At 40.1% G+C, this 21,729-nt stretch carries 18 protein-coding genes; 16 read left to right on the plus strand and 2 right to left on the minus strand.

What is annotated here, in order from left to right; genetic code table 11:
• The first annotated feature begins 23 nt into the window (after positions 1 to 23).
• Positions 24 to 365 carry a hypothetical protein gene (locus RF53_RS02530; RefSeq protein WP_425273084.1) on the plus strand — a complete coding sequence of 114 codons (342 nt, stop codon included), beginning with the start codon at positions 24 to 26 and terminating at the stop codon, positions 363 to 365.
• Here RF53_RS02530 and nadB read toward each other — a convergent pair.
• Positions 340 to 1,950 (minus strand): L-aspartate oxidase, encoded by a 1,611-nt coding sequence (nadB, locus tag RF53_RS02535; protein ID WP_039036541.1) that lies wholly within the window; start codon positions 1,948 to 1,950, stop codon positions 340 to 342. The two genes, RF53_RS02530 and nadB, sit on opposite strands and share 26 nt — an antisense overlap.
• Positions 1,951 to 2,196: 246 nt before the next feature.
• Between nadB and rpoE the strand changes: the two genes are divergently transcribed.
• The 10 genes from rpoE to pdxJ all read left to right on the plus strand — a co-directional run bounded on the left by rpoE (position 2,197) and on the right by pdxJ (position 10,875).
• On the plus strand, positions 2,197 to 2,778 hold the full coding sequence (rpoE, locus tag RF53_RS02540; RefSeq protein ID WP_006794143.1) for an RNA polymerase sigma factor RpoE: 582 nt from the start codon (positions 2,197 to 2,199) through the stop codon (positions 2,776 to 2,778).
• Between the two features lies 1 nt (position 2,779).
• The gene (locus tag RF53_RS02545) at positions 2,780 to 3,391 is read left to right on the plus strand and encodes a sigma-E factor negative regulatory protein (RefSeq protein WP_039036542.1); all 612 of its coding nucleotides are present in this window, start codon (positions 2,780 to 2,782) and stop codon (positions 3,389 to 3,391) included.
• Positions 3,392 to 3,395: 4 nt separating this feature from the next.
• Entirely contained in the window at positions 3,396 to 4,346 is a 951-nt protein-coding gene (locus RF53_RS02550) for a MucB/RseB C-terminal domain-containing protein (RefSeq protein WP_039036543.1), read from the plus strand.
• A gap of 19 nt (positions 4,347 to 4,365) precedes the next feature.
• Positions 4,366 to 4,815, plus strand: coding sequence for a SoxR reducing system RseC family protein (locus RF53_RS02555; RefSeq protein ID WP_006794146.1), 450 nt, complete (start codon positions 4,366 to 4,368; stop codon positions 4,813 to 4,815).
• Between the two features lie 248 nt (positions 4,816 to 5,063).
• Positions 5,064 to 6,854: a translation elongation factor 4 gene (lepA, locus tag RF53_RS02560; RefSeq protein ID WP_006794147.1), complete on the plus strand. Its 1,791-nt coding sequence runs from the start codon at positions 5,064 to 5,066 to the stop codon at positions 6,852 to 6,854.
• Positions 6,855 to 6,870: 16 nt separating this feature from the next.
• Positions 6,871 to 7,806 (plus strand): signal peptidase I, encoded by a 936-nt coding sequence (gene lepB, locus RF53_RS02565; protein ID WP_006794148.1) that lies wholly within the window; start codon positions 6,871 to 6,873, stop codon positions 7,804 to 7,806.
• A 2-nt stretch (positions 7,807 to 7,808) separates the two neighbouring features.
• Complete coding sequence (gene rnc / locus RF53_RS02570) at positions 7,809 to 8,486, plus strand: ribonuclease III (RefSeq protein ID WP_006794149.1); 678 nt, start codon at positions 7,809 to 7,811, stop codon at positions 8,484 to 8,486.
• Positions 8,476 to 9,408: a GTPase Era gene (era, locus tag RF53_RS02575; RefSeq protein WP_008132750.1), complete on the plus strand. Its 933-nt coding sequence runs from the start codon at positions 8,476 to 8,478 to the stop codon at positions 9,406 to 9,408. The genes rnc and era overlap by 11 nt, the downstream gene beginning before the upstream one ends.
• A gap of 20 nt (positions 9,409 to 9,428) precedes the next feature.
• A complete protein-coding gene (gene recO, locus RF53_RS02580; protein WP_039036544.1) occupies positions 9,429 to 10,121 on the plus strand; it encodes a DNA repair protein RecO in 693 nt (230 codons plus the stop codon).
• Between the two features lie 22 nt (positions 10,122 to 10,143).
• On the plus strand, positions 10,144 to 10,875 hold the full coding sequence (pdxJ, locus tag RF53_RS02585; protein ID WP_006794152.1) for a pyridoxine 5'-phosphate synthase: 732 nt from the start codon (positions 10,144 to 10,146) through the stop codon (positions 10,873 to 10,875).
• A gap of 70 nt (positions 10,876 to 10,945) precedes the next feature.
• Here pdxJ and barA read toward each other — a convergent pair whose 3' ends face one another.
• On the minus strand, positions 10,946 to 13,732 hold the full coding sequence (gene barA, locus RF53_RS02590) for a two-component sensor histidine kinase BarA (RefSeq protein WP_010555869.1): 2,787 nt from the start codon (positions 13,730 to 13,732) through the stop codon (positions 10,946 to 10,948).
• Between the two features lie 125 nt (positions 13,733 to 13,857).
• Between barA and rlmD the strand changes: the two genes are divergently transcribed.
• The 5 genes from rlmD to eno all read left to right on the plus strand — a co-directional run bounded on the left by rlmD (position 13,858) and on the right by eno (position 21,348).
• The gene (gene rlmD / locus RF53_RS02595) at positions 13,858 to 15,183 is read left to right on the plus strand and encodes a 23S rRNA (uracil(1939)-C(5))-methyltransferase RlmD (protein WP_039036545.1); all 1,326 of its coding nucleotides are present in this window, start codon (positions 13,858 to 13,860) and stop codon (positions 15,181 to 15,183) included.
• Between the two features lie 8 nt (positions 15,184 to 15,191).
• Positions 15,192 to 17,348 (plus strand): GTP diphosphokinase, encoded by a 2,157-nt coding sequence (gene relA, locus RF53_RS02600; RefSeq protein WP_039036546.1) that lies wholly within the window; start codon positions 15,192 to 15,194, stop codon positions 17,346 to 17,348.
• 2 nt (positions 17,349 to 17,350) lie between these two features.
• Entirely contained in the window at positions 17,351 to 18,148 is a 798-nt protein-coding gene (gene mazG / locus RF53_RS02605; protein ID WP_039036547.1) for a nucleoside triphosphate pyrophosphohydrolase, read from the plus strand.
• Between the two features lie 151 nt (positions 18,149 to 18,299).
• Positions 18,300 to 19,934 (plus strand): CTP synthase, encoded by a 1,635-nt coding sequence (locus RF53_RS02610; protein WP_006794157.1) that lies wholly within the window; start codon positions 18,300 to 18,302, stop codon positions 19,932 to 19,934.
• A gap of 115 nt (positions 19,935 to 20,049) precedes the next feature.
• On the plus strand, positions 20,050 to 21,348 hold the full coding sequence (gene eno, locus RF53_RS02615; RefSeq protein WP_006794158.1) for a phosphopyruvate hydratase: 1,299 nt from the start codon (positions 20,050 to 20,052) through the stop codon (positions 21,346 to 21,348).
• The last annotated feature ends 381 nt before the right edge of the window (positions 21,349 to 21,729 follow it).

Genomic DNA, 21,729 nt, shown 5'->3' on the forward strand with positions numbered 1-21,729 from the left:
TTTTTTGTGTGCTTACTTTAATAATGTGTTTATTTTTAAGCTCTTTTTTGGCAATCCTAATATGTATTTTTGCCAACTTGATAACCGGGGTTTTAGTCTGGCGTAAAGTAAAAGCTTGCCAACCGCAAATGGGCGTGATTATTTTAGAGCCTAGTTTGTTTAGATTCGAAAATGACGCACATAAAATAGAAGGGCAAATAAGTCCAAAAAGCAAAGTGTTTACGGGCAGTGTTTGGCTACTTATAAAAGGATTTAATAACAACCATTGGCTTATTATTTCAGCCAATGGTGTTGATAAGCAAAGCTATGCCCGATTAAAACGAGCTGTTTTGAGTGCGGTTAATGGCGCTCAGGGGTCAAAATAGTGGGGGTTGGGTTTTCGTTTTGCTCAGGGTAATCAATTGTGTAATGAAGCCCTCTACTTTCTTTTCTTTGCATTGCACTTCTAATTATTAACTCTGCTACTTGCACTAAATTACGTAGCTCGAGTAAGTTGTTACTTACTCTAAAGTTAGCATAATAGTCGTGTATTTCTTGTTGCAGCAACTCAACCCGATGTAGTGCTCGCTCTAAACGCTTAGTTGAACGAACAATACCGACATAATCCCACATAAATAGGCGTAACTCATGCCAATTATGCGTAATGACTATTTCTTCGTCCGAGTTAGTTACACGGCTTTCATCCCATTGCGGCAAGGTCATGGGTTCTGGTGCATGTTCAATTTTGCTTAAAATATCTTTCGCTGCAGCATGGGCAAACACAATGCACTCTAATAATGAGTTACTTGCCATTCTGTTTGCACCGTGCAGGCCGGTGTAAGCTACTTCACCAACTGCATATAGATTATCTAAATCTGTTTTACCGTTAAAGTCAGTCATTACACCACCGCAAGTGTAGTGTGCGGCAGGGACAACCGGAATCGCTTCTTTTGTAATATCTAACCCAACACTCAAGCATTTTGCATAAATGGTAGGGAAGTGCTCAATAATAAATTCTTTATCTTTATGGCTAATATCTAAATAAACGCAATTTGCACCTATGCGCTTCATTTCAAAATCGATTGCGCGAGCGACTATATCACGAGGGGCTAGCTCTTCACGTTCATCAAAATCTTTCATAAAGCGAGTGCCATCTGGGCGTTTTAAATACGCGCCCTCACCGCGCATTGCCTCGGTAATTAGAAAGTTTTGTAATTCAGGGTGGTATAAGCTGGTGGGATGGAATTGATTAAATTCCATATTAGCCACTTTACAGCCAGCTCGCCAAGCCATAGCAATACCGTCACCGCTTGATACATCAGGATTAGATGTATATAAGTACACCTTGCTTGCTCCACCGGTCGCAAGTGCTACAAATTTAGCTGATATAGTTTCGACTTTTTTAGCTCTTTTGTTCCACACATACATACCCTCAACGTGTGTTCCTGCTTTGCCAGTATTTTTATCAGTAATTAAATCAATTGCATTGTATTGCTCAAGTAGAGTGATGTTTTTATGTAATTTTACTTGGCTTATTAATGTTGTTTGAACTGCTTTACCAGTCGCATCAGCGGCATGCAAAATTCGACGATGGCTATGACCGCCTTCTCGCGTTAAGTGAAAACGCTCTTTGCCTTTGCTATCAAATTCCATGTCAAAAGGCACACCTTGGTCAATTAGCCATTGAAGGCAATCGTGTGCATTACTTGCTGTATAGTGAACAGCTTCACGGTCACATAGGCCGCCGCCAGCATCCAAAGTATCTTCAACATGCGATTCAATACTGTCATTTTTTTTATCAAATACTGCGGCTATTCCACCTTGTGCATAAAGTGTAGAGCCTTCTGTAAGCGCGCCTTTACTAATAACGGTAACGTTACAATAGTTAGCTAATGATAAGGCAAGAGATAAGCCAGCCGCGCCGCTTCCGATAATAGCGACATCTGCGATGTGATGTTTATTTTGGTTCATGTCAGGGGTACTTTGCGGTTACAATGCTTAAATAAAGCAGTATTTGTTTTTAATATTTGTAGTTGTATCATATTTGTCATACCACTATGTAGTGATTTTAATGGCTTAGCGCCGTTATTTATGAACTATTTTATATAAAAATAATATTAAGCAGAACTTTTTATTCATGCCGCGGTCAGAGTATTTGTGAACAATGGCGATAATATGAATAACAAGCAAAAACCAGACATAGGAGTACCGGCTCGAATGAGCGAGCAGGAATTGGATTTAGTGCTAGTAAGAAGAGTGCAGCAGGGCGATAAAAATGCCTTCAATCTATTAGTAAAGAAGTATCAAAACAAAATTGCAGGTTTGATCTCTCGTTATGTATCAAATCAAGGCGATATTGCTGATGTAGCGCAAGAAGCTTTTATAAAAGCTTACCGTGCACTTCCCAACTTTAGAGGCGACAGTGCTTTCTATACTTGGTTATACCGTATTGCCGTTAATTGTGCTAAAAATTATTTAGTTGCTCAGGGGCGTAAGCCGCCAGCTAATGATATTGACGCTGAAGAAGCTGAATTTTATGATTGTGGTGACTCGATGCGTTCAAACGCATCACCTGAAAACCTTTTATTAAGTGAAGAGGTTCGCGCTGTAATTTTTAATACAATTGATAGTTTGCCTGAAGACCTTAAAACCGCAATAACTCTCAGAGAAATTGAGGGTATGAGCTATGAAGAAATAGCTGTGGTAATGGATTGCCCTGTAGGCACAGTACGTTCGCGTATATTTCGTGCCCGTGAAGCAATTGATAACAAATTAAACCCATTAATAGGCGAGTCTTAGTATGACAAAAGCACACCTTAACAAGTTAGATAACGAATCGTTATCTGCATTACTTGATGGCGAGCAGCACCTAGCTGATGCAAAAATTGCAGAGCAAGATGTTTCTACGTTTGGTCGTTATGCGTTAATTGGTGATGCAATGCGTGCTCAAAAAAATAACCACGACATCCATATTGATATTAGCGAACGCGTTGCTCTAGCACTTGAAAACGAGCCTGTTTATGCTGACTTTACCCAGTCGAAAAAGCAGTCTAAAGTGGACGATAAGCCAGACCAAAATAACGTAGTGGCATTTAATTGGCGTAAGCCTGTTGCTCAGCTTGCAATCGCTGCAAGTGTGGCAATGTTTGCGATTGTGGGAGTAAGCACTTTACCGCAAAGTGATCCACAGCAAAATGAAATCCCATTACTGCAAACAACACCGTTAACAGGTATGGCGTCACCAGTGAGCTACTCATCAGCGCCCGCTCTTGAAAACGCAGAGCAAGGCTTACGTGAATTGCAACAACAGCGTATTGGCGCGTTAGTATTAGAGCATCAACGTCAAGCACGTGTTGCTAACTCTCTTCAAACAGCGCAAAATGAAACAAAAGCGCAAGAGGAAAAAAACTAATTAAATGAAAGTAATCACTTTTGTTCTGTCGTTGGTATTGAGCTTTACTGCAGTTGCCAACGACTCAAATCCTGCCAAAACGCTATTATTAGAAATGGCTAATGCTGTTCATAATCGTAACTTTGATGCCTCGTTTGTGGTTGTTAAAGGTAAATCAATGGAACCCTATCGATGGGTGCACGCCAAACAGGGTGAAATTGAACTCGAACACCTAAGTTTGCTCAATGGCGCAGGCCTTGAAATGATTAGAGTCAACGACCAGGTAACTTACTTTGAACCTCAGTCTGAACCTTATTCACTAAAAACAGACTCTATAGCAGGGCCTATTCCAGAAGTACTTTTTAAAGACATACAGCGCTTAAGTGAGCACTACGATTTTGTACTTGGCGGAAAAGGGCGTATTGCTGGGCGTGCTGCACAACTTGTACGTATAGAATCAAAAGATGAGCACAAATATAACTACTGGATTTGGCTTGATATGGAATCGGCGCTGCTATTAAAAGCTGCTTATGTAAACCATCAAGGAGAGGCTCTTGAGCAGCTTCAGCTAACCCATATTAGTGTGACTGAACAACCAGCACCTATGCTGTTAGAAGTGTTAAATCGAAATTTTCCTACACCCTTACCTGAAAACGAATTGGAAGGGGTTGATAGTTCGTCAACTAACTGGAAAATAAGCTGGTTACCTGCCGGTTTTGAGCTACTCAAATCTGATAGGCACAAGCTAGATTTGAATAACGAGCTTACGGATTACTATCTATATTCAGATGGGTTTGTTGAAGTGTCGGTATTTATTCAGCGACCACTACCTGGTAAACGTTTAAGTGGTGCACTCACCTCTGGCGCTACAACGGTTTATGTGCATAATGGCGGTAATTTTGATGTATCGGTTGTTGGTAATGTGCCAAGCCTAACTGCAAAGGCAATAGCCGAATCTGTTACGCGCGCTTTATAAACGATTCGTAAGGATTGTTATGATTGAACAAACCCTCACTGTTGTGGCCCTTAGTGGCCACACGGCTCATTTAGAAGCCGAGCAAAAGCAAGCTTGCGCTGGCTGCAACGGTCGTTGCGGTTCCCAAGTATTTAGTAAATTATTTGGCACTGCAAAAAAAACACTCCCTTATAAATTTGAGTCCCCTGTCGAAATAGGCCAGAAAATCACTTTATCCCTTGATGATAGCCATATGGTAAAACACGCATTTGCTGTGTATATGCTGCCGCTTTTTTTAAGTCTTGTTTTTGCACTTGCTACGTCTGAGTTATTACTAATGGGCGAAGGGTGGCAAATATTTGCAGCTGCGGTGGGCGGTGTTTTGGGGTTTTATATTGCAAAAACACGTGTTAAATCGCTCAGGCACGATATAAAAGTAGTAAAAATTCACCCAATTAGTATCCCTTTAACTCAAATAGATGGTGATTGACGCCAATTAAATGTAAAATTGGCGTTTTATACCCAAGTAACTTGGAAATACAGGAAGCTGTGATTTAAAACAATTTAATAAAAGTTAATCAGCATGGTTGCTGTGTGAGCCTTTATTGATTGTTTATATCATTTTTCGTCATTATGTATGTTTTAAATTAATTAACAAAAGCATGCTAAAACAAGTATTTGCAAGTCACTTAGGTATCCATATTTAGTCCTTTAAATAAGAAGTATTGAACTCAGTTTATGAAGCATATCCGTAATTTTTCGATAATCGCCCATATTGACCACGGTAAATCGACCCTTTCAGATCGTTTGATTCAAGTTTGTGGCGGTTTAACCGACCGTGAAATGCAAAAACAAGTTTTAGATTCAATGGATATTGAGCGCGAACGTGGTATTACCATCAAAGCGCAAAGTGTAACGTTGAACTACAAAGCAAATGACGGCGAAACATATCAACTTAACTTTATCGATACCCCAGGGCACGTTGACTTCACCTATGAAGTATCGCGTTCTTTAGCTGCATGTGAAGGCGCATTATTAGTTGTTGATGCAGGACAAGGCGTTGAGGCGCAAACTTTAGCAAACTGTTACACCGCAATTGAAATGGACTTAGAAGTAATTCCTGTATTAAACAAAATCGATTTGCCACAAGCAGATCCATTGCGTGTTGCTGAAGAAATCGAAGAAATTATTGGTATTGATGCTTTAGACGCTGTGCAGTGTAGTGCCAAAACAGGTGTTGGTATTGCCGAAGTACTTGAAATGATCGTCAAAGACATCCCGCCGCCAGTTGGTGAAAAAGATGAGCCTCTACAAGCGCTAATTATTGATTCATGGTTTGACCCATACCAAGGCGTTGTATCGCTTGTGCGCATTAAGCATGGTGAGCTACGTACGGGTGACAAAATTAAAATCATGTCTAACGAGCACATTCATACAGCCGATCAAGTGGGTATATTCACACCTAAGCAAACCAATACAGGTATCTTACGTACCGGTGAAGTAGGCTTTGTTATCGCAGGTATTAAAGAGATTCACGGTGCCCCCGTTGGTGATACTATTACGCATCAAAGAAACGCAGCACCAGAGCGTTTACCTGGCTTTCAAAAAATTAAACCGCAAGTATATGCAGGTATGTTCCCAATTGCGTCTGACGAGTATGAGTCATTCCGTGATGCGCTTAACAAGCTAAGCTTAAACGATGCGTCGTTATTCTTCGAACCAGAAAACTCAACGGCACTTGGTTTTGGTTTTCGTTGTGGTTTCTTGGGTATGCTCCACATGGAAATTATTCAGGAACGTTTAGAGCGTGAATACGATATTGATTTGATTACAACCGCACCAACGGTAATTTACGAAATCGTAACAAAGGACGAGCGCACTTTCCAAATCGATAATCCGTCTGACTTACCCGCAGTAAATGACATTGTAGAAATTCGTGAGCCGATTGTTGAGGCAAATATATTAGTGCCGCAAGAGTACTTAGGTAATGTAATTACCCTATGTATAGAAAAGCGCGGTAGCCAAACCAAAATGACTTATCACGGTAAGCAAGTTGCAGTAACGTATGAGTTACCAATGGCTGAAGTGGTAATGGATTTCTTCGATAAGCTTAAATCTACAAGTCGTGGTTTTGCATCGCTAGATTATAATTTTAAGCACTTTCAAACCTCAGACATGGTTCGCGTTGATATTTTAATTAATGGTGAACGTGTTGACGCGCTTGCAATTATTGCTCACAGAGACAGTGCGCAATCGCGTGGACGTCAACTTGCTGATGCACTTAAAGAGCTTATTCCGCGCCAAATGTTTGATATTGCAATTCAAGCCGCGATTGGCCAGCATGTTATTGCGCGTACAACTGTAAAACAGCTACGTAAAAACGTAATTGCTAAATGTTACGGTGGTGATGTGAGTCGTAAGAAAAAGCTACTCAAAAAACAAAAAGATGGTAAAAAACGCATGAAACAAGTAGGTAATGTAGAAGTACCTCAAGAGGCGTTTTTAGCTATTTTGAAAGTTGGCAAATAACAACAAAGGATTATAAATGGCTGGTTACTTTTCAATTTTATTGGTGCTGTTAACCTTAGGCTCAGGCTTAATATGGTTAATAGACCACTTAATGTATGCACCAAAAAGGCAAGAGCGTTTAGCGTTAGCACAAACCTCTGCTGGCGCAAAGTTAGATGATGAAACAGCAGCATTAATTGCACCAGAGCCAGTATTAACTGAAACTGCAAAATCGATTTTTCCGATGATTGCTGCTATTACTATTTTCAGATCGTTTATCTTTGAACCTTTTCAAATTCCGTCAGGTTCAATGATGCCAACACTACTCGTGGGCGATTTTATTTTAGTACAAAAGTATTCATACGGTATAAAAGACCCTGTTTGGCGCACTCAATTAGTTGAGATGGACGAGCCTGAACGTGGTGATATTGTTGTTTTTAAGTTTCCTGGTAATGAAACAATTGACTACATCAAAAGAACAATAGGATTACCTGGCGATAAGGTTGTATACCGCGATAAGCACCTATACATTCAGCCAAAGTGTGCTGAGGGTGAAGTAAACCGCAGTAACTTACAATGTGGTGAGTACAACAAAATTGACATGGAAGTGAAAGATAGAGGCGAGTTTATGCTTAAAGGCATGGAATCGGTTCGAATAAATGAATCGCTAACAGAAGATGGTCACGATATTTTAATTTACCCTGAGGTTCCAGAGAAAAAAGGTCGCTACTTTAGACAAGCTGGTACTCGCACCGATGAGTGGGTTGTACCCGCAGATCACTATTTTATGATGGGTGACAACCGAGATAATAGTGAAGATGGTCGATTTTGGGGATTTGTACCAAAAGAAAACTTGGTGGGGAAAGCTGTCTTTATATGGATGAGTTTTGAATTTGAGAATGGCCCTGATGATGTTTTACCAGGATGGGTTCCAACTGGTGTTCGCTTTGAACGCCTAGGTAATATTCAGTAACAATGAAAAAAAATGTAACAGAGTTATACAACAAAATCGGCTACGAGTTTTCTGATCAAGGTTTACTTGAACAGGCAATGACGCACCGTAGTCACAAAGGTCAGCATAACGAGCGCTTGGAGTTTTTAGGCGATTCAATTTTGAGTTTTGTTATTGCTAATGCACTTTATGCCAAATTCCCTAAAGCACGTGAAGGCGACTTAAGCCGCATGCGTTCAACACTGGTACGTGGTCAAACACTTGCTGAGTTTGGCGTTGAATTTGGTTTAGGTGATTACTTACGTTTAGGCCCAGGTGAGCTGAAAAGTGGTGGATTCCGTCGCGAATCAACACTTGCCGATGCAGTAGAAGCCATCATTGGTGCCGCGTTTTTAGATTCAGGTATTGAGCGTTGCAGCGAGCTTATTTTATCGTGGTACGAATCACGGTTAGATGCTATTTCACCAGGGCTTAACCAAAAAGATCCGAAGACCCTGCTGCAAGAGCATCTCCAAGGTCGCAAACTTCCTTTACCAGGCTACACTGTGGTTGATACAAAGGGCCAAGCGCACAATCAAACATTCACGGTTGAATGTATTGTTGATGGAATGGATAGCATAATTTCTGTTGGTAGCTCACGCCGTAAGGCCGAACAAAAAGCTGCTGAAAAAGCATTGAAGATAATTAAAAATGAATCTTGATACCCTAATACAACCTCATGAAGGTGATGTTGATACATTTTGTGGCATGATTGCCATTGTAGGACGTCCTAACGTAGGTAAATCGACTTTACTCAATGAGATTATTGAGCAAAAAGTCAGTATTACTTCACGTAAGCCGCAAACAACGCGCCACCGTATTATGGGTATTCATACAGAAGGTAAGCATCAAGCCGTTTATGTTGATACGCCGGGACTTCACATAGAAGAAAAGCGCGCAATTAACCGTTTAATGAATCGAGCTGCGTCTAGTTCGATTGGTGACGTAGAACTGATTATTTTTGTGGTTGAAGGAACACACTGGACTGCTGATGATGAAATGGTACTAAATAAAGTATCGCAAAGCGGTAAGCCAGTGATGTTGGTTATTAATAAAATTGACCAAGTGAAAGACCGTGATTTAGTGCTTCCGCACATGAAGTTATTAGGCGATAAGTTTGACTTTGTGAGCATTATGCCCGTTTCGGCTAAGCAAGGTAAAAATGTTGACCTTATAAAAGACGAAGTAACCAAACGTCTTCCGCCATGTGAGTTTTACTTTCCTGATGACTACGTAACCGATCGTTCGATGCGCTTTATGGCTGCAGAGGTTATCCGTGAAAAGCTAATGCGCTTTATGGGTGAAGAGTTACCTTACTCGGTTACTGTTGAAATAGAGCAGTTTAAATGGCAAGAAAACGGTGTTTGGCATATCAATGGGTTAATTTTGGTTGAACGTGAAACACAAAAGCGCATGGTTATTGGTAATAAAGGCGAAAAGCTAAAAGTAATTGGCCGTGAAGCCCGTAAAGACCTTGAAGAAATGCTAGATAACAAAGTATTTTTAGAGCTTTGGGTAAAAGTTAAGTCTGGTTGGGCTGATGACGAACGCGCACTTAGAAGCCTAGGCTATGGTGAAGACTAAAATAGTAAGTAACCTACTTTATGGATAGTGACTTCTATACCGCATATTTATTACACCGACGTCCTTATAGTGACTCACAAGTAATGCTCGATATGCTAGTAGAAAGCGTTGGCCAGCTTAGAATGATCGCACGAATTAGTGGCCGCCAGGCCACTAAACACAAAGCGCAATTGCAACCCTTTCAACCTCTACTTGTTCACTATAGTGGTAAGTACGATTTAAAATACATTAATAAATTTGAGCTGCAAGGGGCACCGCTTTTTCTATCTGGTGACGAGCTTTATTGTGGGTTTTATTTAAACGAGTTAACAAATAGAATAGTGCCTGTTAATGAGCCTATTGAACAAGCTTATGAGCTTTATAAATCTCATTTAGAAAACTTAAACCGTGGCACCAATTTGCAATCTGTTTTGCGTTCGTACGAATTTCAATTACTAGAATTATTAGGTTACGGTGTTGATTTCAGTTTTGATACCAACGGTGAGCCAATAGATGAAGCGCTTACGTATAGTTATTTCTCTGAACTTGGGTTTGTTATCCAAGAAGATACTCGCTCAGGTTTTAGCGGAGAACAGCTTCAAGCAATAGCAAATCATGACTTTAGCCGAAAAGATGTGTTATATATGGCAAAACAGTTAAGTCGCTATTTACTAAAACCTTTGTTAGGTAATAAGCCATTAAAAAGTCGTGAGTTATTTACGGCCTCTCAATAAACGTAATTTTACAGGTAAAACAATGAAAGATATTCTTTTGGGTGTAAATGTTGATCACATTGCAACGCTTCGCCAAGCACGAGGAACAACGTATCCTGACCCAGCGCATGCAGCAAGCGTTGCAGAGCACGCCGGTGCAGACGGCATTACCATTCATTTACGTGAAGACCGCCGCCACATTCAAGACCGTGACGTGTACGTAATGGCAAAAACCATTCAAACACGTATGAACCTCGAAACAGCAGTAACCGATGAAATGATTGCTATTGCTTTAGAGGTGAAGCCTGAATATGTTTGTTTAGTGCCGGAAAAACGAGAGGAATTGACCACTGAGGGCGGTTTAGATGTTGCAGGTAATATAGAAAAAATAAAAGCGGCAACTAAAACCCTTACTGATGCAGGTATCAAAGTCTCATTATTTATTGACGCGGATACTGCACAATTAGATGCTGCAAAAGCCTGTGGCGCACCTTATGTAGAAATACACACCGGTGCATACGCAGACGCTACAAACGATAGCGACTTAAGCAAAGAACTTGAACACATTCGTCAAGGAGTACAATACGCTGCAAGTTTAGGCTTAATTGTAAATGCAGGGCATGGTTTAAATTATCATAATGTAAAACCAATAGCGGCTATGCCAGAAATTTATGAGTTAAATATAGGCCACGCTATTATTGCGCGTGCCGCCATTGATGGCCTAGATAAAGCGGTGCGTGATATGAAGCGCCTAATGATTGAAGCGCGGATTTAACTTTAATTATAACTAGCTGTTTTAACTTAACTATCAAGTATGAGTGTTAAGGCATAATTGAAAGACGCGCTTAAAGCACGTCTTTTTTGTTTTTACTATCCATTTTTGCGTCAACCAATAGGTTTTCAAGCTCATCTTGTAGCTCAAAAAGTTCAGGTTCTATATTTTCGAGCACGCACTCATTTTTAAGTGAAGTCTCAATAGTTTCAGCTAACGATTTTAATTTCGGTACACCGGTGTAGCAACACGCACCATGAAATTTATGAACAATGCTGAGTACTTGTTCGCAATCTTCATTATCAATAGCTTTAGTTAGTAAATTAAGCGTTTCTGGTACGCTTAAAAGCAGCATATTAAGCATTTCAAGCGCCAATTCGTTTTTTCCGCCAGCGCGTTGTAATGCAAGGGGCCAATCTATTCGGCTACTCTCAAAAGGCGCTGGACTTTGTGGTATTTCATTTTTGCTTTTTTCACGGTTTATTGGCGTTTGTGGGCTGTGGTCGCTAATAATTTGTTTAAGTGTATCTTCATCAATAGGCTTGGTTAAATATCCTTTAAAGCCATCTTTCAGTAGTTGTTCTTTTTCACTATGCAGGGCATGCGCAGTTACTGCAATTATAGGTGTATCTTCATTAAGGGATGACTCTTGGATAAGTTTACATGCGGTTATGCCATCCATTATCGGCATTTGAATGTCCATAAAAATAACATCATACTTATGACTTTTACTTAAACTATAAGCTTGTGAACCATTATGAGCGGTATCAATTACTTCAACCTGTTCATCGAGCAATGTACATATAAGTTTTAAGTTAGCATCGTTATCATCAACGACCAGCACTTTAAGCGGTAATAATTTTTGCTCGCTCTGTTCTATATTATGAACAGGGTGGTCGAGTCTATATGGTGCGGCAAGCACTTCACATAACTTACGATGATTAAGGGGCTTACTTAGGCAAGCATCTGCACCGCTGCCAATAAACGCCTCACGCATATTATGTGAAACGGTATTAAGCATTAAATATAAATAGTCGGTCGAGTCTCTTACTGTTTTTACATAGCCTTTTAATAGTTGCATGTGATCAACCGATGCCATGTGACCAATTAAACAAATATCAAATTTAGTTTGGGTATTTTCTACGGCCGATAAAAAGCTGGCTTCGTTAAAGCATGGCGTTACATTTGCTTGCCACTCAGTCAATAAAGACAGTACAGCATGATGCGTATGCTCGTGCGGCTCAAGGTATAAAATACGCTTACCAATGAGTGACTTACTTGGTAGATCGTTTGTAAATACGTGATTAGGCAGCCTAAAAACACTATTAAATGTAAAACATGTTCCGTTACCAGGCGCTGAGTTTAACGATATTCGACCATTCATCGCTTCAACAATATGTTTCGTGATAATCAGGCCGAGGCCGGTACCCCCAAATTTGCGCGTAATGCTTGAATCTGCTTGGCCAAAAGGAGTAAACAATGAATCTTGCTTATCCATTGGTATACCCACACCGGTATCTGTTACCGACACTAAAACAGAGGCACTCTCTTCATCAAGTAAGCGGTAGCTAATATCTACTTTTATAGAACCTTGCTCGGTAAATTTAATTGCGTTACTTAATAAATTAATAAGTACTTGTTTAAAGCGAGTAGGATCGCCAGTCAAGTCGTCAGGGACCTGCGGGTTTATATAAATAGAGAGCTCAAGCTGTTTTTCATGGGCGCTTGGGGCAAGTAATGTCATTACTTCATTTACTGCATCGCGCAATTGAAATTGAATCGATTCAAGTTCCATCGCCCCAGCTTCTAGTTTAGAAAAATCTAAAATATCGCTGATAATGGTCATTAAACTATTAGCCGATAACATGATTGTATCGAGGTAATCTTTTTGATGCTTGTTCAGTGGTGTTTTATACAGCTGGCGGGTAAACCCCATTACACCATTAAGTGGTGTACGCAACTCGTGACTCATTTTTGCTAAAAAGTCAGACTTAACACGATTGGCATCTTGTGCTTCTTTTTTTGCCATTGTGAGCTGAATATTTTGCGTTTCATATTGTTCAAGCGTTTCACGATAATCACTGGTTGCTTGGTCAATATTTTTTTGCATTTCGTCTTTTTGCATTACCATAGTATCGGCTATGGTGTTTAACCCTTCGCGAAGAATATCAAATTCACCCAACATGGTATCAGTAAGGCCAGTACTTCTTTTTCCCTCAACGAGTTTGTCGGTTGCAAGCACTAACTTATTTAAAGGGGTCATGAACATGCGGCTAAGTTTAAATGCCATAATTGCCGCTAATACCAAAGATAAAATAATAACTATGCCACTAATAAGTAAGGCGCGTTGTTGGCCTATAACGGCTTTATCTTTGTTTAGCTGTAAAATGACCGTACCTAACGATGTTTGAAAGGCTGAAGCGTCCCATTGAGTATTAGGTGAAGAATGACCAACAATTGGCGTATAGAAGGTAATTATATCTTTTGAGGATTCTATTTTTGTGGCTTTAAGTGATGCAAGAGACGCTTGATTGATTAATTCATCGAATGATCGGTGGTAATTACTCGTCATCAACAGCTCGTTGTTAGTGTCAAATATAGCAATTGACTTAATAGACGGGGAGTGCCGATTATGTGTAAAACTGATTAAACGATTTAGTAATACTTTATTTTTATCAAGAAGCGGTTGTTCTAAGGCAATTGCTAAAGGCTCCGAAATAGTTGCACCTTGCTGATATAAAATTTCATCAAGCTCAATGTAACGATTTACTGTAAAATAACCACCAAGCAGCAATCCAATGATCACAGTGGGGATCAGGGTCAAAGTTAAAACAGAATCACGTAAGCCTAATTTGGTCATAGTGGGAGCATTATTATCATTATTAGTATGTTTTGAGTATATACGTTTCGATGCCTATTCTCAAAGCTTCACCTACACGTGATTAGTTACGAGTTTTAACCTAAATAAATGTAAGGTAATGCCACATGGCGCAAATTTTTAAAGCGAAAAAAAAACCTCTTCAACAAAAGTCAGTGGTGCTCGATATAACAAATATGGATCACCAAGGCCGTGGCATAGCAAAATATAACAATAAAGTGTGCTTCGTCGCAGGCGCATTACCGGGCGAGAAAGTAAAAGCGACCCTTGTTGATGATAAGGCGCGTTACAGTAGTGCAATTACACACAAGGTGATTAAAGCAAGTGAAGCCAGAGTAGCGCCTTTTTGTGAGCATTATAACCATTGTGGAGGCTGTCAATTACAGCATTTAGATGTAAACCAGCAAGTAGTTGAAAAGCAAGCCGCAGTTGAACAGCTTTTCGAAAAATTTGCCAAGCAAACAAATTTAAACTGGCAAGCTCCATTATTAAGTAGTTCAACGCATTATAGGCGAAGTGCACGGATAGCGGTTATGTTTGATAAGGCCGCTAAAAAAATGCGTATAGGGTACAGAGCGAGTGGTTCAAAAAATATTGTAAGTATTAATAAGTGTGCAGTTTTGACTGACGCCTATGAAACTGTTTTTACACTCTTTGATGAATTAATTAATCACAATAAGTCATTACACAGTATAAGCCACCTGCAATTATGCCAAAGTGAAACGCATAACTTTGTAGTTATTCGTCACACTAAAGCAATTAGTGATGAAGTAAAAGCTGTGGTAATAAAAGCCTGTACGCCTTACAAATACTCAGTTATTTGGCAAAGCGAAAGTGATGTAATTGACCATACTAATATTACTATGCCTTACTATTACCTAGATGAATTTAAACTAAAATTTGAGTTTGGTTTGGATAATTTTATTCAAGTTAATGCTCAAGTTAATCAAGCTATGTTAAAACAATCGGTAGATTGGCTTGGTTTAAGTGGTAATGAAAATATATTAGATTTATTTTGTGGTATTGGTAACTTTTCACTTGTGCTGGCAAAACAAGCAAAAACGGTGATTGGTATAGAAGGTGTTGCTTCTGCGGTTGCAATGGCCGCGCAAAATGCGCAAACTAACTCTATCAGTAACGCGCAGTTTCATTGTTTTGATTTAACGCAAAAAATACAAAATGCGCAGTGGTTTAATAAAAACCTAGATGTGTTGGTATTAGACCCTTCACGTACTGGTGCAATGGCTATATTAGAGCAATTACCTTTAAAGCAATTTAAAACAATTTTATACGTCTCTTGCGACCCTGTTACCCTAGCCCGTGACAGCGCTATTATTTCGCAAGCAGGCTTTGAGCTCAACAAAATTGGGCTAATGAATATGTTTCCTCATACTGGGCATATTGAAACTATGGCGTTATTTCAACGGAGGTAAAGCGCATTATGGTAGCGACACGTCAATCACATCAACAAGATGAAACGGGTGATCTTTTTACACGGTTAAAAGCACTCGACCTATCTACAGAAAAGACTCAGTTGCTTAATAAGGCGCAAGCGCTGTGTGTTAAAAGTGATAACCAAGACTGGCAAAATACAGCCATAGAAATGGTGGAAATTTTAGTCGAGTTAAACCTCGATGCTGAGTCGTTAGCTACAGCGTATCTAACACCTTATTTTTTAAATGATGTGGTCTCCCTTGAAACCGTTCAAGAGCAGCTTGGAAGCAATATATCTTTGTTGTTAACGGGGGTTTCTCAAATGGCGACTATTAGTACTTTGTCGCACCAAGGTAAAGGCACTGTTCAAGTCGATAATATTCGTAAAATGTTATTAACCATGGTTGAGGATGTGCGCGCTGTGGTGATTAAACTTGCTGAGCAGGTATGTCATTTACGTAACGTTAAAAATGCAGGTGAAGAAGAGCGTGTTATTGCCGCCAAAGAAACGGCCGACATTTTTGCTCCTTTAGCAAACCGACTTGGTATTGGCCAATTAAAGTGGGAACTTGAAGATTTATCGTTCAGGTATTTACGCCCAGATACGTACAAAAAAATAGCAAAACAGCTAGATGATAAACGTCTTGCCCGTGAAGCCTATATGGAAGACATGGTAGAACAGGTTAAAAGTCGTTTAAGTGAAGCAGGTATAGACGCCGAAGTATATGGTCGGCCTAAGCATATCTACAGTATTTACAAAAAAATGGCGCAAAAAAACTACGAGTTTGATCAACTTTTTGACATACGGGCTATGCGTATTGTGGTTGACCGCTTGCAAGATTGCTACGGTGCGCTGGGTATAGTGCATACCAACTGGCGCCATTTGAACAAAGAGTTTGATGACTATGTTGCAACGCCTAAGCAAAATGGCTATCAGTCAATTCACACCGTTGTTTTTGGCCCTGAGGGCAAAACCGTAGAAATACAAATCCGCACGCAAGATATGCATCAAGATGCAGAACTCGGTGTAGCCGCTCATTGGATGTACAAAGAAGGGGCTTTACCTGGGCGTGGCTCGGGTTACGAGCAAAAAATTAGCTGGTTACGTAAATTACTGCAATGGCAGGAAGAAGTGGTGGATGGCGGCGATTTAGCTGAAGAGCTAAAAAACCAAGTTGTTGAAGACCGTGTATATGTATTTACCCCGCGCGGCGATATTTTTGATCTACCATTAGGGGCCACGCCGCTCGATTTTGCTTACTACATTCATTCTAATGTGGGACATCGTTGTATTGGCGCAAAAGTATTTGGCAAAATAGTGCCGTTTACGCATCAATTAACGACGGGCGATCAGGTCGAAATCCTCACACAAAAACAGCCAAATCCCAGTAGAGATTGGTTAAATCCGTCACTGGGTTATATTAAATCATCTCGTGCACGTGCCAAAATACACCATTGGTTTAAGCAACTTGACCGCGACAAAAACTTAAGTGCGGGTAAAGAAATTCTTGATAACGAGCTGCAAAAGCTTGATTTAACATACAAAGATTTAGCCCCAGCAATCAAGCGATTTAACTTTAAAGAGCTTGATGACTTAATGGTCGCAATTGGAGCAGGCGATGTGCGTCTTAACCAAATGCTTAATTTTGTTACTGACCGTACAGAAGACGAACCTGTTATTCGTTTTAAAGCACCAAGCAAAGTAACGGGCGATAAAAACGGCATAGTGGTTGATGGTGTGGGTAGTTTAATGAGCCACGTTGCTAAATGTTGCCGCCCCGTTCCAGGTGATCAGATCATCGGTTATATCACGCAAGGCCGTGGTATTGGTGTACATCGTGATGATTGTGATTCATTTAATAATTTGAAAACGCAGCACCCAGAGCGTGTTGTTGAAGTTAGTTGGTCTGAAGATATAAATGGATCATACGCGCTCAGTATAAAAATTGAAGCAAGCGACAGATCTGGACTAATTCGCGATATCAGTTCTGTACTGGCTAACGAAAAAGTAAACGTACTTAACATGAATGTAAATACGGTGGGCGCTGACCAGTTAGCAGTATTTACCATGCAAATAGAAGTACATGATTTATCGGGCACTAATCGTGTACTGTCTAAATTGCACCAAATTGAAGGTGTTCACCATGCTAAGCGAGGGCAGTAGCTTTGGCTAACCATTCAGCATTAACAGAATTACTGAATATTATGCAAACACTAAGAGATCCCAATGGTGGTTGCCCTTGGGATCTCAAACAAGACTTTAAATCAATTGTGCCGCATACACTTGAAGAAGCCTACGAAGTTGCCGACTGTATAGAATCGGGTAATTTAAATGAGCTTAAAAATGAGCTTGGAGACTTACTGTTTCAAATAGTGTTTTATGCCCAATTAGCTCAAGAGCAAAGCTTGTTTGACTTTAACGACGTAATAGAACAACTAAATGCAAAATTAACACGTCGCCACCCTCATGTTTTTGGCGATAAAAAAGCCCTCAATGATGAGCAGTTATCAGCTCAGTGGCAAGCTATTAAAGCTCAAGAGCGAAGCGAAAAAACAATATCTGAAGAACCACTGTTATGGCAAGATATTCCTGCAAATATGCCAAGCCTTAGCAAGGCTAAAAAAATTCAACAGCGAGTAGCCTCAATGGGGTTTGACTGGCCCACCTATCATGGTGCGCTTGATAAGGTAAGCGAAGAAGTACTTGAAGTTAAAGAAGCAATAACACAAAACCCCTTGTCGGATCACACAGCAGAAGAGCTTGGCGATTTACTGTTTGCCACTGTTAATGTAGCGCGTCACGTTAAACGCGACCCAGAGCAGCTCCTCAGAAATGCAAATGATAAGTTTTCTGCCCGATTTGAAAAGGTACAGGCGTACTTGCAAGCACAAGGTAAAAGCTTAGACACGGCAAGCCTTGAAGAAATGGATAATGCATGGGAAGCAATCAAAAAACATAAATAAAATAGCGCACGTTTTTTAATCGCCCATTCGCTAATTTTAGCTGGATTGCTAAAGCGTGTTTTGGTACAATTTCGCCCCGTCTTGATGATATGCCCATAGCCATTTTTTTGGGTGTTATATTCCTTTTAATTCCTGATATTCTAGGGTTCGCATGAGTACAAAATTTATCTTCGTTACTGGCGGGGTTGTTTCTTCGTTGGGTAAAGGTATTGCAGCAGCATCGTTGGCGGCTATTTTAGAAGCCCGTGGCTTAAATGTTACTATTTTAAAGCTGGATCCTTACATCAACGTTGACCCAGGCACAATGAGCCCAATTCAACACGGTGAAGTATACGTTACAGAAGACGGCGCAGAGACTGATCTTGATTTAGGTCACTACGAACGTTTTATTCGCACCAAAATGACTAGCCGAAATAACTTCACACAAGGCCGCGTATATGAAGACGTATTACGTCGCGAGCGTCGTGGTGAATACTTAGGCGCAACTATTCAGGTTATTCCTCATATCACTAACGATATTAAACAGCGTGTTTACGAAGGCGCTGAAGGCCATGATATAGCAATTGTTGAAATTGGTGGCACAGTAGGTGATATAGAATCACAACCGTTTATCGAAGCAATTCGTCAAATGGGCACAGAGATAGGTCGCGAACGCGCACTCTTTATTCACTTAACGTTAGTGCCTTTCTTAGGCCCTGCAGGCGAAGTGAAAACAAAACCAACACAGCACTCAGTTAAAGAACTTCGCTCTGTTGGTATTCAGCCAGATATTCTAATTTGTCGTTCAGACCGTAAGTTACCTAACAATGAGCGTGCAAAAATTGCATTGTTTACCAATGTAGAAGAAAAAGCGGTAATTTCACTACCCGATGTAGACAGTATTTATAAAATTCCAGCACTGTTAAAATCACAAGAACTAGACAACTTTGTATGTCGTCGTTTTCACTTAGACGCACCTGAAGCTGATTTAGTTGAGTGGGAACAAGTATTGTACCAAGAGTCTAACCCTACGGGTGAAGTAACCATTGGCATGGTTGGTAAATACATTGAACTACCCGATGCATACAAGTCTGTTAACGAAGCTTTAAAACATGCGGGCCTTAAAAACCGTTTAACTATCAACATTGAATATGTTGATTCACAAGACTTAGAAAGCAAAGGTGTAGAGCTGCTTTCTCACCTTGATGCTATTTTAGTACCAGGCGGTTTTGGTGGTCGTGGTGTTGAAGGTAAAATTTTAGCGGCCAAATACGCACGTGAAAATAAAGTGCCTTACTTAGGTATTTGTTTAGGTATGCAAGTGGCGCTTATTGAGTATGCACGTAATGTTGCAGGCTTAACCGATGCAAACTCTACAGAATTTAATGCTAAATCAGCAGCGCCTGTTGTAGGTTTAATCACTGAGTGGTTAGACGCCGAAGGTAAAGTGGAAGTTCGTGACGAGAAATCAGATCTTGGTGGCACAATGCGCTTAGGCGCTCAAAAATGTCACTTAGCACCAGGCTCTAAGGTACACGAAGTTTACGGTAGCGACGAAATTGTAGAACGTCATCGTCACCGTTATGAAGTTAATAACAACTTTGTAGACCAACTTGAAAAAGCAGGTTTAACATTCTCTGGTTTATCTGAAGATAAAAAGCTAGTAGAAATTATTGAAAATAAAGATCACCCTTGGTTTATTGCCGCGCAGTTCCACCCGGAATTCACGTCAACACCACGTGATGGTCACCCGCTATTTGAAGGATTTGTAGCAGCAGCGCATATCCACCAAAAAGCGTCGTCGTAATTTATAAAAAGCCGTGCATATATTGCACGGCTTTTTTGTTTTAAGACTGACTAAACTATGCAAAACATAGTAAAGTAAACAAAACTCACCATTTTGGGAATATAGAGGAAACAAGATGTCAAATATCGTAAAAGTAATTGGTCGCGAAATCATGGACTCGCGTGGTAACCCAACTGTTGAAGCGGATGTACATTTAGCTGATGGCTCATGGGGTCGTGCGGCAGCACCTTCTGGCGCATCTACTGGTACTCGCGAAGCATTAGAGTTACGTGATGGTGACAAAGCGCGTTACTTAGGTAAAGGCGTATTAAACGCGGTTGGTTACATCAATAAAGAAATTGCTGATGCGCTAGCTGGCCAAGACGCACTTAACCAAAGTGCAGTTGATAAAGTAATGCTAGATTTAGACGGCACTGAAAACAAAGAAAAATTAGGTGCAAATGCAATCTTAGCAGTATCACTAGCAACAGCTAAAGCCGCAGCTCAGTCTAAAAAAGTAGAGCTATACGAGCATATTGCTGATTTAAATGGCACACCGGGTGTTTATTCAATGCCACTTCCAATGATGAACATCATCAATGGTGGTGAACACGCAGATAACTCTGTAGATATTCAAGAATTTATGATCCAACCTGTTGGCGCTTCAAACTTCCGCGAAGGCCTACGTATGGGCGCAGAAGTTTTCCACAGCCTAGCAAAAGTACTTAAAGCAGATGGTCACTCAACAGCTGTAGGTGATGAAGGTGGCTTTGCGCCAAACCTTGAGTCTAACGAAGCAGCACTTGCAGCAATTAAAGTTGCAGTAGCAAATGCAGGTTACGAGTTAGGTAAAGATATTACGCTTGCAATGGATTGTGCTGCCTCTGAGTTTTACGACAAAGAAGCAAACATCTACGATCTTAAAGGTGAAGGCAAAAAATTCACGTCTGAAGAATTTAACTTCTTCTTACAAGAGCTAACTCAGCAATACCCAATTGTTTCAATTGAAGATGGCTTAGATGAGTCTGATTGGGATGGATTTGCTCACCAAACTAAATTAATGGGCGATAAAATCCAGTTAGTAGGTGATGATTTATTCGTAACTAACACTAAGATTTTAAAACGTGGTATCGACAACGGTATTGCTAACTCAATCTTAATTAAGTTTAACCAAATCGGCTCACTAACTGAAACGTTAGCAGCTATTAAAATGGCGAAAGACGCTGGCTTTACTGTTGTTATCTCTCACCGTTCTGGTGAAACAGAAGATGCAACAATTGCTGATTTAGCAGTAGGTACTGCGGCAGGTCAAATCAAAACGGGTTCATTAAGTCGTTCTGACCGCGTAGCTAAGTACAACCAATTGCTTCGTATTGAAGAGCAATTAGGCGCTAAAGCACCGTACAACGGTTTAAAAGAAGTTAAAGGTCAGTAATTTTTTAGAAGCTGATTTTAAATTTTAAGCTATAAAATCCTCGCCAATGCGGGGATTTTTTATTTCTCTTTTATGTTTTTTAGGTGTTTTTTGTTAGTATGGACTTCAACTTACAGGGAATTGTAGTGAAAAAACATTTCATTTTTTCTGCAGCGCTTTCCTTATCAATCCTTACACAACTTAATGGCTTTAATTAAAGTGAATATTTCAGTCAACGATTACAGTTACTTAATAGTAATATTGCCTATAGCGTTAACAATGGCTTATTTATTAAAAAAAGCGACATTAAAAACAAACGTTAAACATAACGTTATACTTAACTTTATTTTAACGATGTTATTTTTCCCCGCTGGGTTTGCACATTTTATTTGGTGTATTTAT

The organism is Pseudoalteromonas sp. ECSMB14103, from assembly GCF_000813065.1.
In the GTDB taxonomy this organism is placed as follows: Bacteria; Pseudomonadota; Gammaproteobacteria; order Enterobacterales; family Alteromonadaceae; genus Pseudoalteromonas; species Pseudoalteromonas marina.

Excerpts from the sequence above, each read along its gene's own strand:
- RF53_RS02545 (WP_039036542.1), top strand. The coding sequence starts at position 2,780 with ATGACAAAAGCACACCTTAACAAGTTAGATAACGAATCGTTATCTGCA.
- RF53_RS02550 (WP_039036543.1), top strand. The coding sequence starts at position 3,396 with ATGAAAGTAATCACTTTTGTTCTGTCGTTGGTATTGAGCTTTACTGCA.
- recO (WP_039036544.1), top strand. The coding sequence starts at position 9,429 with ATGGATAGTGACTTCTATACCGCATATTTATTACACCGACGTCCTTAT.
- eno (WP_006794158.1), top strand. The coding sequence starts at position 20,050 with ATGTCAAATATCGTAAAAGTAATTGGTCGCGAAATCATGGACTCGCGT.
- RF53_RS02555 (WP_006794146.1), top strand. The coding sequence starts at position 4,366 with ATGATTGAACAAACCCTCACTGTTGTGGCCCTTAGTGGCCACACGGCT.
- era (WP_008132750.1), top strand. The coding sequence starts at position 8,476 with ATGAATCTTGATACCCTAATACAACCTCATGAAGGTGATGTTGATACA.
- lepA (WP_006794147.1), top strand. The coding sequence starts at position 5,064 with ATGAAGCATATCCGTAATTTTTCGATAATCGCCCATATTGACCACGGT.
- RF53_RS02530 (WP_425273084.1), top strand. The coding sequence starts at position 24 with ATGTGTTTATTTTTAAGCTCTTTTTTGGCAATCCTAATATGTATTTTT.
- rpoE (WP_006794143.1), top strand. The coding sequence starts at position 2,197 with ATGAGCGAGCAGGAATTGGATTTAGTGCTAGTAAGAAGAGTGCAGCAG.
- relA (WP_039036546.1), top strand. The coding sequence starts at position 15,192 with ATGGTAGCGACACGTCAATCACATCAACAAGATGAAACGGGTGATCTT.
- barA (WP_010555869.1), bottom strand. The coding sequence starts at position 13,732 with ATGACCAAATTAGGCTTACGTGATTCTGTTTTAACTTTGACCCTGATC.
- lepB (WP_006794148.1), top strand. The coding sequence starts at position 6,871 with ATGGCTGGTTACTTTTCAATTTTATTGGTGCTGTTAACCTTAGGCTCA.
- rnc (WP_006794149.1), top strand. The coding sequence starts at position 7,809 with ATGAAAAAAAATGTAACAGAGTTATACAACAAAATCGGCTACGAGTTT.
- rlmD (WP_039036545.1), top strand. The coding sequence starts at position 13,858 with ATGGCGCAAATTTTTAAAGCGAAAAAAAAACCTCTTCAACAAAAGTCA.
- nadB (WP_039036541.1), bottom strand. The coding sequence starts at position 1,950 with ATGAACCAAAATAAACATCACATCGCAGATGTCGCTATTATCGGAAGC.
- pdxJ (WP_006794152.1), top strand. The coding sequence starts at position 10,144 with ATGAAAGATATTCTTTTGGGTGTAAATGTTGATCACATTGCAACGCTT.
- RF53_RS02610 (WP_006794157.1), top strand. The coding sequence starts at position 18,300 with ATGAGTACAAAATTTATCTTCGTTACTGGCGGGGTTGTTTCTTCGTTG.